Here is a 13,269-nt window from a genome sequence, read left to right on the forward strand (position 1 = left end):
ACTTTTTTATTAGGAATAAGGAAAGATTACAAAGCGATCAAAAACACAATCAAGTACAATATTACCAATGGGATTACTGAGGGCTTCGTTAACAAACTAAAGGTAGTGAAGCGAAGCATGTATGGAAGGGCAGGATTAGAGTTACTCAAAATAAAGATGGTTATGGAAAATGTACTTTTCAACTAAATTGAAGAAGAACCACTCTTGGTATGTTAAAGTGTACATTCTTGTAAAGTAAATCCTTACTGTTAAAAAAGTACATTAACGATATTAACAAACGTATTTGACGAACGAGACTATTTCTATTGTTCCGGATAATGTTTTTGGGATGAGTGGCAATGTTTAATATAGCTCGAAAGTCTGTACCTGTGGTAAGTACAGACTTTCGAGCATTTTACTAGTTAGTTGGAAATCAATATTAATGTTGTACGAAAGTGGGACGTATCATCTTTAGGAATATTTACTGAATATTCCATTATCAAATGCGTCCCACTCATTTTTTCAAATTATAAGTCGGATATATATTGAACTACTTCAACTATATCCTGAGTACTGTTTTTTATTCGGTTCTCTTTTATGAATGATGTTATTTCCTTTTTTAAATCAGGGAATAACTTTATTAATTCTTTGGCTTTAGAGAACTTATTCAATTCATTAGCTATTTCAATATAATACCAAACATAAGGCTCTGCTTTATAGTTTTCGGGTAATTTCAATTGATATATTTCACCGGATGTATTTAGTGACGAGATATTATCAATAGCTGTGGTTGAAGAAGTACCATAACCGATATTTTGTGCCCGGACACTCATACGGCAACGATAGGAAGCATATAAAGTATATCTATCTTGTGTGAGAACCTCATAAAACCGATTATCCACCGGGATAAACTTTCGTTTATCAAAATATATGGTATCAATCTGATCTATCGGATACAGCGCCATATTTTTCCCTTCTTGCGAGGTGTAAATCATCTCTTCTGTAGCCTTGTTGTAGTTAAGAGTGGCATGTGTCCTTTTTTGATTCTTGTATAAGACGGTAGCCTCTCTGAACTGATCAAATATAAAATGATGATTTGTATTTTGCCCTTTAGTATTGATAGAAATACCTGACAATAAGATAATCAAGCCAATATAGGTTATTTTCATTCTATAAATATTTTTCGTTTGTATATGTCATTTCCGGATAAAACAGACACAATATAAGTACCTTTCGAGAGATGTTTTAATGAGAGCTGGGTAACGTTTTTAACATCTTCCAGAATTTTTCCAGAGATGTCTACTACTATGATATGGTCAACATTCGTATCCGCTGTTACATACAGTATTCCCTCATTAAACAATAACTGTATTTTTCTATTGTCTGAAAGATTTTCAAGACCTGTTGGAATGGAATTTATATCAAATGTTAATTTGTCATCTTCCATAATTACATTAGTTATTCTTAAACCACCATCAGAATCATCTGACAAGAAAGGTTTTGGAAAAGTTTTATCTGTCATAACGGCTCCTGAGTTAGTTTGATAGGCAGCTTCATCCAGGAAACCATTTTCTGTTAATGAACCAAATGGACGATAGATATATACTTCATCCGGTGGTCCGTTACGATTTCCATCTTTAACTGTTGTATTGATTCTATAGATAAGTAATCCGGAACGGATCAGATTTTTTTCATAACGTCCCTCTTTCTTCCTGTACTCCAATACATAATATTCATTGGGATTGGTGGAGTTCACTCTATAGCAACTGTTTTCTGCACTTTGTGACAACGGAAGTAAAGTGTAGGTACCAGGTTGTGTGATGGTTGGCATCTCTTTTATCCAACTTTGTCCTGCATATCTCCATTTCATATAGGCACCCATATGGCACCAACCACTGTTCATCAGGTCCCAACTGCCTACAGGATCCAGATTTTTGCTCTCTTCGCTATAATGATACAAATCCGGTGCTCCCAATGCATGAAACATTTCATGGCAAAGTGTATTTATAGTTACTTGATTTTCGGGTTGGAATACATAATCCATCACGCGTTTGCCATGAATATAACATTCTTTGGTGTATAATGACCAGCGATGTGCCCATAATAAGTCACTCCAGCCATCACTGTTTCCTTGAACAACAAAACATACATTATCTATATAACCGTCATTGTCATTATCCAATTCTTCCGGAGTGAAATCTTCTTCAATAGAAGCTTTTACAGCATCAATGGCATTTACAATTAAATTATGTTCTCTATTTGTCGATTCATCACTTGTTCTATACCCATCCGGATTGGTTGTTGCGTTATAAGGACGATAGAACCCTCTTTTATGAAAGTCAATATATCCGTCAGTTTTAGTTTCTAGATCAGCGGCTTTAGGATAGAAATGAGAAGTTATATCAAGGCTACTATATGAAACTTCTTGATAATAATCTTTTAAGGAACCACTGGAAGAGGTTGTACTGTTGAACCTGCTATCGTATACTGTTCTTTTTTTTGAAAATGTAGTGACATCCTGAAAAGAGACGAAAATAACAATATTATTTAATGGATTTTTATGAGATGCATATTGAGGCCTTGAAGCTCTTGTTATAGCTTGATTTCGCATTTGCTCCCGCCGTTCTTCATATCGTTTTTTCGGAATCTTCAGCCAGGGATTGATACTTACCTCTTTGGGTAATGCCTTGTCTGCCCGGCAAGAGGAGGGGACCATTTCACCTTTATCGTTTTTCACTGCATAGTAGCAGTAACCATCATCCGCTTGCACAATAGTATATCCGTCTTTATCATGCACCCAATGATAAAATTCATCTCCTGATGCATATAGAGTTAATTGACTTCCATCCGCCTGAGTCACAATCGTCTCCAAAAAACGGAAAGGGGCTGCATACGTTAACAGGCAACAATAGCATAATAGCAGGATTATAGATATATATTTTTTCATAATATAGTTGTTTTTAGGCAAATAAGGCCACCCTAAAGGTGACCTTATTGCAAATAAATTTATTTATAAGACAAAATCCGCTATTTTGCTTTAGTAAATACAATTCCGTCTTCAAATAATGTGAAATATCCGCCGGATGCTCCTGTTGTAGGATGGATAGCCTGGAAGCCCAATCCGTACTCACAAGTTATGACTCCGTCTTCAAAGATGCCCGTTAAGGCATTTAACGTATATAAATCTTCACCGTCAACATGAGTTGCTCTGAAATAACGGTTCCAATTATCTGTTGGTTTAGGTGTTGGGCCGATGTACTGATTGTCTTTGATAGAAATCATAATCTCACCTTCTACCTCTTCAACACTCATAGTAGCCAAAGTACCATAACCGAAATTAAGATTCAAGACATTTACGTCATCATCAGAAGCAGTAACCACTGCCGGTATACTTACATCAGTTCCATCAAATCCGGAAGTACCTGTTATGCTGTATGTACCAATGATAGCAGCCCACGGATGCTCATCATCAATAATACTTACTCTGACAGAATTTTGCACAGTTTCTTTTAAAACTGGTACGGTACTCGCAATTACCAAATTAAATGTTTTTTTCCCTGTAAACAGATCATTGTCTATTGCCTCAATTTCTATATACTGAGTTCCAAAACCTTCTTCAAAAACGATTGTTTTGTTTTTGATATTGAAATCAGTACCTTCAATAGCCGGAACAGCTTCGCCTTCTGTTACTGCTGCTACATTTACAGTTACTTTCTCTCCGTTAGGTAATCCTGCCAGAGCAATTGGAATTTTAATTGTTTCTGTTGCATTTTCATCAATGGAAGCTGTTGCCTCAGGAAAACTTACAAAAGTATCTTCTGCAAGAAATGATTGAGGCTCATTGTCGTCGCATGATGTTATTGCAAGTAACAAGCCACCAATCAAACTTAAATATTTTAGTTTTTTCATTTATGTATTCTTTGAAAGTTAATACTTGTTTTGAACCATATTCTTATTCGCGTCGATTTCAGACTGCGGAATCGGCATTACGTAATACGGGCTATCTGCCGATACATGCTGAGTAGAAGAGGGTACTCCTGAACCATCAGCCATAAAACCCTTTCCATCTCTCTGTACGTCTTCGTGTCTACGTTTCAAATCAAAGAAGCGATGTCCTTCGAAAGCCAACTCTAAACGACGTTGTAGTTGAATTTCTTTTTCCAGAGCGGCTCCGGATTCGGTTCCTTCTTCATAATCAGAATAACGTCTTTCTTTCACCAGATTCAAGTCTGACAGGGCATCATCATAATTTTTCAAATTATAGTTAGCTTCCGCACGTGTCAGATATACCTCTGAAGCACGGATGATAGGAATATCAATCAAACCTGTAGATTTACCTCCGTTATTATATTTCCATACTACATTGTATGCTCCTCCATTTACAAGTTTAATTTGTGACCGGCGGATGTCTGTAGATTTATACAGTTCATTCAAACTATAAGTTACCGAGTAATTAGCGATATAAGAAGACTCGCTACCCTGTCCCCAATCATTACCGGGTAGGTATCCATTATCGGCAGTAATTGCAATACGGAATAATACCTCAGGAACTTCCATGCTTGTAGTGAATATTTTGGAGAAATCACTAATGCTTGCAATATCAGAGCCGTCTCCGGCAATAGCATCTGTAGCAGCCGACACAGCTTTTGCATCTTCGCCCATTGTCAGATACACACGAGAAAGAATAGCGCTGATAGATTTCTTGTTCAATCGGCTGTTTATACTTTTATTATAGTTGTCACTCATTAACTTTTTAGCGTTTTCCAGATCTTCTACCAATCTTGAATAAACGTATTTTACTGTATGTCTGGAAGGAAGGTCTACTTCTGTATAATCTTTGTAAGTTACACCAAGATCACCATCGCTTGCAGTTTTATAATCTTTTCCATAAGCACGTACAAGGTCAAAATGTATCAACCCTCTCAGTGCCAAACATTCTGCTAATAGATTGTCGCTTATTGTTTTCTCATTGCCCTGGAAAGTATTTTCTTTCTCTAAGCGGGTAATTACCTCATTAGCACCTAAGATGGCATTATATGCTGAACTCCATAGTCCACTGATTCCATATGTGTCTGCATAATATCTGAAATCTGAGAATTCATTATATATCTGGCGGCCATTACGGTTCAGTACCAGGTTGTCGGACATTACATCCGGAACCATCAGCATAAAATTAGCAGTATAATATTGACTACGCATTGATTCATACACACTTTTAGTGGTATTATCAAAGTCTTCGATACTTTCCAATGCATTATCACTATTTAATGAATCATGTGGAGTAGTATCTAAGAAATCAGCACATCCTGTCATTGCAAAAACGAATACAGTTGCAACGGGTATTATTGTTTTTTTTAATAATTTCATATTTTATCTTTTTTACAAATTAAAAGGTGTTATTAGAAACCTATCTCAATACCAAACATAATGGTGCGTGCTGCCGGGAAACTGAAATCAAGTACAGATGCAGCGGGACCGGCTGTAGCAGCTAATCCTGTTGTAGGTGAATCACCTACTTCCGGGTCTAATCCAGAGAAATTAGTGATTGTGAATAGATTCAATCCTTGTGCATAAATCCTGAGATTTTCCATACGCAATGGTTTTAACCATCTTTTAGGTAAGGTATAAGCTAAGGTTATGTTCCTCAAACGCAAGTAAGAAGCATCTTCCAGATATCTGGTTGATTGATAACTTTGGTTATTCAGACTTTGTTTAGGGATATTGGTAATATCACCGGGTTTAGTCCACTGATTGTAGAGGAGTTTCTTATCAAGGTTCTGGTCTATCATTGAACCATCACTTTGAGTAAAGAAATTAATATGATTATAGATATAATTACCACCCGAGAAGTAGAAATCACCACTAAGTTCAATTCCTTTATAAGCCAATTTGGCTCCAAAAGAACCAAAGTATTTAGGATCCGGAGTTTTATCGTCAAGGATTACTGCGTCGTCAGAGTTATATACATTGGTTATTTTACCGTCTTTGGTATAATAGAGAGCATCACCATTAGCCGGATTTACTCCTGCCCAACGTACCATTTTGTATACATTGATAGGATGTCCTTCACTTACAAGGCTGTTCCAGCCGATTGTAATATCGTTTCCTTCATATAATTTCAGAACCTTGTTCTTGTTCTGTGAAATCATACCGTTGAGGCTGAAGGTCCAGTCATTTGTTCTGATAACGTCTCCACTGATAGCTAACTCATATCCCTTATTTTCCATTTCTCCTACATTATCGATACGGCTGGAGAAACCTGAAGTCATAGAAAGACGGGTTGCCAAAAGCAAATCTGTTGTTTTACGTTTGTAAAGGTCAAAAGTCACACTCAGGCGTGAGTCAAAGAAAGAAGCATCCAAGCCGACTGAGGTCTGCATACTCTTCTCCCATGACAAATTGGGATTCGGCAATCGGCTTGGATAAGCTGTCGATTCGCTGTTATAACTACCATAACCGTATACACCTTGAGCTGCGTAATCACCGATATTGTTATTACCCGATGTACCTACACTACCACGGATTTTTAAGCGTGTTAACCACTCAATATTTTCCAGGAATTTTTCTCTTTCCATATTCCATCCCAGACCGACTGCCCAGAAAGTACCGAACTGGTTGTCTGCACCAAAACGAGAAGAACCGTCACGGCGTAAAGCTACATCTAAAATATACTTATCGTCATAGGTATATCCGGCAGAACCCAGATAAGACAACATTTTCCATTCAGTAGTTGTACCTAACACGTCTTTATTAGTTGAACCAATGCTGATAGCATCCAGCTTTCCGGTAGCAAATCCTTCTACCATGGCATTAATTCTTCTGTATTTACTTGCCTGTGCTTCCATACCGACTACAGCTTTCACTGCATGTACAGAGTTGAATGTTTTTTCGTAAGTCAACATGTTAGTCCATAACCAAGTTGCTCTTTGAGTAAAGTTGTCATTTCTATAACCTTTAGGACCATCAGGGCTCAATATGTTACTTAATTGAGATTCCGGTTTATTATATTGGTACTGGATTGCTTGATTGAAGTCAACACCGGCTACAGTTACATACTTAATTTCATCCCAGATTTTCCACTCCAGATTGAACGCTCCTACAATTTTCAAACGATTGATGTATGAAGGATTGTTATCGATATTTTCGAAGATATTTAATGGTACTCCTCCTACTGTAATATCTGTATTATAAGAACCATCTTCATTGAAAGGTGCATCATAAGGGTTAGCACTATATACATAGTTGAAAGGATTTAAAGCATTACGGTCAGTTCTTAACAATCCTTCTTTAGAAATGCCGGCAGAAGTTGCTACTCCCACTTTTAGGCGATCACTTACAGTATGTTCTACATTGATACGGGCTGTTTCTCTTGTAAGGTATGATCCCGGAACAATGGCATCTTGATCATAATACTGTCCGGAAATATAAAATTTAGTCTTTTCACTACCTCCTGACATGTTCAATTCATACAATTGAGTTGCGCCGGTACGGAATATTTCATCTGCCCAGTTTGTACTTGGGTGAGCAGCAATTTCCTCGTCTGTCATTGCACCACCATTGGCACCGCCTGTAGCGCCATATCCGCTTCCTAACTGTCTTTCATAAGTTAGTTTCTCCTGTGCATTCATCATTTCAAACTTGTCAGTGGTCTTAGTTGAAATTCCGTATTGTGCCCGTATATTAAAGGTCGTTTTTCCGCTTTTTCCTTTCTTGGTGGTAACAAGAATAACACCATTAGAGCCTCTTGATCCATATATAGCTGTCGCAGAGGCATCTTTTAGGATAGACATGTACTCGATATCATTTGCATTTATAGATGCAAAATCCGTAGAAGACATAGGTACACCATCTATTACATATAATGGATCTGATCCGGCAGAAATGGAACTTGTTCCACGTATTTTAATATTTGCTCCTGCTCCCGGACGTCCTGTGGCGGCAGTCACTTGAACACCTGCAGATTTACCTTGCAATGCTTGGTCAAAACTGGTTACTGGCACTTTGGTTAACTGTTCTGCTTTTACGATATCAACAGATCCTGTCAGCGAACTTTTTTTAGCTGAACCATAAGCAACCACTACCACTTCGTCAACCATCTGTGAATCAGACTTAAGTACAACTCTCAGATTCGGTTTAATAGCCACCTCTTGCGTCTGCATTCCGATGTAAGAAATTTGCAAAGTCTTTGCAGAACTAAATATGTTTTTAAATATTTAATTATCAGTATATTATATCTATTTGTATGAACTTTGCATTATAGTATTCATCTCATCTTATCGCTTGATAATCAACAATATATATATGGTCATAATAAAATACAAATATATATGAGATACTCGTTTGAGGTTTAAATATGAATTTAATTAATTGGTAATCAAACAGAAATAACTCATACGAACGATAAGTTGAAATACTATTTCTTTGTTTAGTAATTAATCATCTCCAATAATGTCAATCATTATTGCAGTTGTGAGATGATTTTATGATAAAAGATACTAAGAAGAAATGTTATAATGATATCGATTAGATATATAATAATATATTACTAAATTAATATTTTTGTAAACACCTTGTGATGTGTGTATAAAATATACCGATATTTAATATCCGAGACAAGAATCACAAGCATGATAAAATGTTAATTTAAAATTGCAATTACATTGAATATTACTACTTTTACTCAGTAGTTTGTTTATAGCATTTGGAATTCAATCATCAATTATGGCAAACATAAGGGATGGCTAAACTTTGATCAACCCCTTATGTTTGTTATAATATATGCTCCGGCTTAGTTAATTCTATTGCTTATGGAAATGTATTCTTACTAATTCATAAACGATGTTTTGTGTCCCGTCTACATTTATGTAATTGGATGACGGGAAGTTTTCTCTCAATAAAGAAAACGCGGATATCGATAAACTGAAATACCCTCAAATGCCGAATGGAACCCAAACAAATTTTTATCCCGTTTACTTTATTATTACTTTAGTACTACTCATTCCAGCAGATGTGACAACTTGTACAATATATGTCCCATCAATACAATTGGAATATGATAATGTATAATCTACACTTTCAAGTCCTTCCGTTTTTTTGATTATTCGTCCCTTTATGTCAACCAAAGAAAGCTCAAGGATAGGTATTGGAGATTTTATATAAATAGTTTTAGTCATGTCATTTGTAACAGCAATAAGATTTGCATCAGAAAAATCAACGTTTTCAACCACAGAAACAGGCAACTCTTTTACTATAATTTCTGTTATCGTATCTCTATCTCCTCGTATTCTCTTCCATTCATTCCCATCTTGACTTTTATACATCATTCAAATCCGATCACCCTCTTCAGGAATATTAGCTATTGAGCATGAAAATACATTTCCACTTCCATAGCCTATTTTTAGGCTATTCACAGAAACTTCACGAGTAATGAATTCTTTTATGTTCCCATGTTTATCGACTAAAGCTAAAACAATCGCGCCAGAAAAATTGCGTATACCATAATTTATATAAAAACCGGCTTTTACAGTAAATCTAACTCGAGGAATAAAATTTGTTTCCGTGGTTGTCAATCCGGAAAACATTTCACCAGATTCCGTAGAGCCAGACATAAAAGCTAAATTATCACAATAACCAGATCCCTCTTCGCTTTTTTTCACCCCTATAACAGCATCCTGGCCTACAGTGAACCCTCCTCCTGTATTACCTCCTACTCCCTGAGAATCAGGATCCAGTGCCGACAATGAATAATAACCATTCGCAGTGCCACCCCATCCCCAATTGACGTGGTAATCATTCTGTTTATAACCATCTAACACAAATTGATGTCCTTCCTCTTTGTTATTACTACCACCATATATGATAAGGCGTCCTGCATCAAGTTCCTTCTTTAAAAGACTATTCCATTCCGCTTCCGTATACCATTCACGGGATTGCAAAGTCATACTTTTATCATATTTCATATACCGAACCATTCCTCCCATTGCTGTTAGGGTTAGAGCTCCGCTTGATCGGGGAGTATAGTCCATTTCTGAGAATACTCCACAATGATACATTAGTTGTGAAACAGCTTCTGCCTGCTCAGTCGAATAATTTCCTTTTTCATATTTATTCAACATATTATCCCAATCATAAACAATATTATAAGTAGCAGAAAGAGTCTGTTTATATTGTTTCGTTGTATACTGAAAAGTCATTCCGCTTCCTTGATCAGGCCATCGATTATATTTCATGACAATAGCCAGGGCTGTTGCTACGCAACCGGTTGGGGCCTGTGTACCGTTTATAGTCGGACACAACAAATTATAAGGTGCAGTCTGATCCCATAAAGCGGTTTCAATCAATACCTCTTCCGAATTCTTTGCTGAATCTATTTCATCCCTTAATCTTTCCCAAGCCCAAATCGTTTCTTCATCAGATACAATATTTTCCTCACGTGCCCAATTAATTTGCTCACGATAATATGCCATCCAGGCTCTTAGATTATCCGGCATATTTTCTACATGGAAACTGTTGACGTAACTATATGCCAATATTGGTTTTATTATATCATCTCCAGAAACAATAACAAACCCATTACCACCAACTTTATTAAATACATAATAAGCCGGAGAGTTATTCATTCGAGTACACACATCTTCACCTGTCCAAATCAAACTTACATCTATTTCATTACTCCTTGTTTGTGTATCGACACCGGTCAAAACAAATTTTGCTATTTTCTCTGCTGTTATCACATCGACATTTTTTGCAAAAAAAGAAAATGGAATACAACAGAACACTAAAAATAAAAAACATTTCATAACTCTTTATTTTTCTAATAATGAAAACTGTGATTATTTATAGAGACAAAAGTCCTCCTACATAAAATGTAAGAGGACCTTAATATTATTCTAAATAATCACTTACCATGTAAATGAGTCATCCTTCCAACCAAAATTACCGGCATCTACATAATAATAATGGTTAAAACATGCCGTTTTCGTAGTTTCTACAAAAAAAGAATAATTAATATCCGGATCCAAATATAAAGATACCATATCGTAAGTAGGATGAATATATCCAGTTGCAAAATCATATAAACCATTAGAATTCAATCCACCAAACAATGAAATACTACCATTCTCTGCAACAGAAAATTTGTAATCATAACCTTCGGCAAATAATTCCGGAAATTTATATTTGTTAAATCCTTCCGCTTTATATAATTCTTGTGACCACGAACCAAATAATCCGGATGTAAAAGTTCCAGTTGCAAAAAGTTGCCAATTATAATCTCTATTTATTGTCAAAGTGAATGTTCTGATTTTTCCCTGAATCGGATTTTCCGGAACGTTTAATTTTATAGAGTAATCTTCTCCAACAGCTAATTTGGTTCTATCAAAAGACACTTTTATAGCAGCTTCATAAGCACCATCAGCAAATTCCACATTAGTAGGAACTGTAAATAATCCGCTAACGTCCTCCTTCACCAACGGAATGGTTGCTGCCCCAATAGAATTAGCACGGAGCAGTAACACTTCGAATTCTTCCGGATCATCCGTACCAAATGTATAATTAGCGGAGGCCTCATTAAAAGCGACCTCTGTATTAGTAGCATTGTATATAGTACCATCTGTTGCATTTTGATCACATGCGATCAAAAAGAGCATTATAAAACCAATGGCACCAAAATATTTTATTTTTCTCATAATTTCATACTTTAAAAAATCTCTTATATTAAATATAATATCTCGTTATCTAGGATTTTGATCGGCTATATTTATATTGGTATTACCATCAAACTCTTTTTGAGGGATCAAAGTAACGAACAGGTTGTCGCCAGGTTTTAATGCTTTCTTTGAAGGGTGATTAGTTCCATTATAATTACGATCATAACCTAAGTTTAATCGACAAAGATCAAAAGCACGTCCCATACCTTCACTCCATAGTTCAACACGACGTTGAAATAATATCTCATCCATTAGTGTCATAAATGCTCCGTGAGTATCTGTATTATAAGTTGCTGCATTAGTACGGGCTTCCAATACAGTACCATAATTGGTATCACGCTTATCTCCCAATTCTTTCAACAAATTACGGGTAGTCGGGTAATCATTTTGCCGACATGCAGCTTCGGCTGCGATTAATACCAACTCCTCCGCACGCAAATAAATAACATCTCCCAAATAAGTTGAAAAATCAGAGTAGCGGAACTTAACTTGGCCATAAGGATAATATTTAGAAGTTTCCGGATCTTCCCACCAAGTTCTTTTACGGATATCAGTGTCTGGAATAATTCTCCAAAGCCATGCATCAATACACTGTTGAGCTATTTTGCCATAACCACCCTCCGGGTCCATATGTGACAAAAATGCTCCGTAAGGTCCAGTCTGGTCAGCTATAACCTGGAATCCCCACATAACACTTGGAGCTTTACAATTATTAAACTGGCCAAGATCTGTCATAGAAGCAACTCGGGTCAATCCTGGTTTTTCAAGAGCGGCATTCGCATATTTGGCAGCCGCCACCCAGTCCTCCTGAACTTGAGCAGCCCGTGCCCATAAACCATAAGTAACATAGAGATCGACATTCGTCGGATTCGCCTGTGCTACACCGGCAGCCTCAAATAAATCAACCGCAGTCTGATAATCATTGTTAATTCTTTCAAAAACATTTTCAACAGTTCCACGAGGTTGTCCTACAGTATTAGCAGAAGTAGCCTCCGTATAAACAGGTACTCCTGGAGTCTGTTTATTCACAGGATAATTTCCCTTACAGAAAAAATGGTACAGACAAAAATAGGCAAAACCTCTGACTGTATACGCTTGTGCCAATACAGACTGCCCTTTTGCACCAAATGATTTTAACTGATCAGCGGCGTCAATTACATAGTTTACCTGTGATATTATGGTATAATAAAAATTCCATTGAGCATATTGACGACCATCAGTTGTTGTCCAGTCACCATCTGTCGAGAATGAATAATCATAGAAAAACCAACCTTGTCCCTGATTAGCCATTAAATGATCCTCTCCTTGAATATCCTTAACCAGAGTCATTGCCATAAGACCAGGATTTTCATGACTCCAATTGCCAGACCAACCATTAATAAATAAACTCCGATAAACTCCGTTCATAGCTACCTGTGCAGCATCGGCATTCCCAAAAATAAGACTTCCGGATACTTTATCCGTAGGATTTGTATCAAGCGCATCGCTGCAAGAGCTAAACGAGCAAATCCCTACTAAAGTCAATATATATAATATTTTTTTCATCTTTGACATTTTTATAGTTTCAATCATTTGATTTACA

10 protein-coding genes are annotated in these 13,269 nt (G+C 36.5%); 1 reads left to right on the forward strand and 9 read right to left on the reverse strand.

Annotated elements, in window-relative coordinates; translation table 11 throughout:
- Positions 1–186: transposase (locus ACESQI_RS16335; RefSeq protein ID WP_373126573.1), on the forward strand; the 186-nt coding region annotated here is incomplete at its 5' end.
- Positions 187–506: 320 nt separating this feature from the next.
- On the opposite strand, the gene ACESQI_RS16340 is transcribed toward ACESQI_RS16335, so the two are convergent.
- The 9 genes from ACESQI_RS16340 to ACESQI_RS16380 form a co-directional block, all read right to left on the reverse strand.
- Positions 507–1,148, reverse strand: coding sequence for a hypothetical protein (locus ACESQI_RS16340; RefSeq protein ID WP_007483957.1), 642 nt, complete (start codon positions 1,146–1,148; stop codon positions 507–509).
- On the reverse strand, positions 1,145–2,926 hold the full coding sequence (locus ACESQI_RS16345) for a M6 family metalloprotease domain-containing protein (RefSeq protein WP_007483959.1): 1,782 nt from the start codon (positions 2,924–2,926) through the stop codon (positions 1,145–1,147). Before ACESQI_RS16345 ends, ACESQI_RS16340 begins: the two co-directional genes overlap by 4 nt.
- Positions 2,927–3,006: 80 nt before the next feature.
- The gene (locus ACESQI_RS16350) at positions 3,007–3,888 is read right to left on the reverse strand and encodes a Calx-beta domain-containing protein (RefSeq protein WP_007483961.1); all 882 of its coding nucleotides are present in this window, start codon (positions 3,886–3,888) and stop codon (positions 3,007–3,009) included.
- Between the two features lie 18 nt (positions 3,889–3,906).
- On the reverse strand, positions 3,907–5,346 hold the full coding sequence (locus tag ACESQI_RS16355) for a RagB/SusD family nutrient uptake outer membrane protein (protein ID WP_002559200.1): 1,440 nt from the start codon (positions 5,344–5,346) through the stop codon (positions 3,907–3,909).
- Positions 5,347–5,378: 32 nt separating this feature from the next.
- Entirely contained in the window at positions 5,379–8,159 is a 2,781-nt protein-coding gene (locus ACESQI_RS16360) for a TonB-dependent receptor (RefSeq protein ID WP_226812803.1), read from the reverse strand.
- Positions 8,160–8,948: 789 nt separating this feature from the next.
- Positions 8,949–9,302, reverse strand: coding sequence for a T9SS type A sorting domain-containing protein (locus ACESQI_RS16365; RefSeq protein ID WP_373126574.1), 354 nt, complete (start codon positions 9,300–9,302; stop codon positions 8,949–8,951).
- On the reverse strand, positions 9,303–10,778 hold the full coding sequence (locus ACESQI_RS16370; RefSeq protein WP_373126575.1) for a C10 family peptidase: 1,476 nt from the start codon (positions 10,776–10,778) through the stop codon (positions 9,303–9,305).
- A 102-nt stretch (positions 10,779–10,880) separates the two neighbouring features.
- The gene (locus ACESQI_RS16375) at positions 10,881–11,666 is read right to left on the reverse strand and encodes a hypothetical protein (RefSeq protein WP_373126576.1); all 786 of its coding nucleotides are present in this window, start codon (positions 11,664–11,666) and stop codon (positions 10,881–10,883) included.
- Between the two features lie 45 nt (positions 11,667–11,711).
- Positions 11,712–13,232, reverse strand: a complete 1,521-nt coding sequence (locus ACESQI_RS16380) for a RagB/SusD family nutrient uptake outer membrane protein (RefSeq protein WP_007483981.1) — start codon at positions 13,230–13,232, stop codon at positions 11,712–11,714.
- Positions 13,233–13,269: the final 37 nt, after the last annotated feature.

This window comes from Bacteroides sp. HPS0048 (assembly GCF_964240755.1).
Classification (GTDB): domain Bacteria; phylum Bacteroidota; class Bacteroidia; order Bacteroidales; family Bacteroidaceae; genus Bacteroides; species Bacteroides nordii.

Coding starts and splice junctions, on each gene's coding strand:
- ACESQI_RS16365 (WP_373126574.1), bottom strand. CDS start 9,302: ATGATGTATAAAAGTCAAGATGGGAATGAATGGAAGAGAATACGAGGA.
- ACESQI_RS16350 (WP_007483961.1), bottom strand. CDS start 3,888: ATGAAAAAACTAAAATATTTAAGTTTGATTGGTGGCTTGTTACTTGCA.
- ACESQI_RS16345 (WP_007483959.1), bottom strand. CDS start 2,926: ATGAAAAAATATATATCTATAATCCTGCTATTATGCTATTGTTGCCTG.
- ACESQI_RS16370 (WP_373126575.1), bottom strand. CDS start 10,778: ATGAAATGTTTTTTATTTTTAGTGTTCTGTTGTATTCCATTTTCTTTT.
- ACESQI_RS16355 (WP_002559200.1), bottom strand. CDS start 5,346: ATGAAATTATTAAAAAAAACAATAATACCCGTTGCAACTGTATTCGTT.
- ACESQI_RS16340 (WP_007483957.1), bottom strand. CDS start 1,148: ATGAAAATAACCTATATTGGCTTGATTATCTTATTGTCAGGTATTTCT.
- ACESQI_RS16375 (WP_373126576.1), bottom strand. CDS start 11,666: ATGAGAAAAATAAAATATTTTGGTGCCATTGGTTTTATAATGCTCTTT.
- ACESQI_RS16380 (WP_007483981.1), bottom strand. CDS start 13,232: ATGAAAAAAATATTATATATATTGACTTTAGTAGGGATTTGCTCGTTT.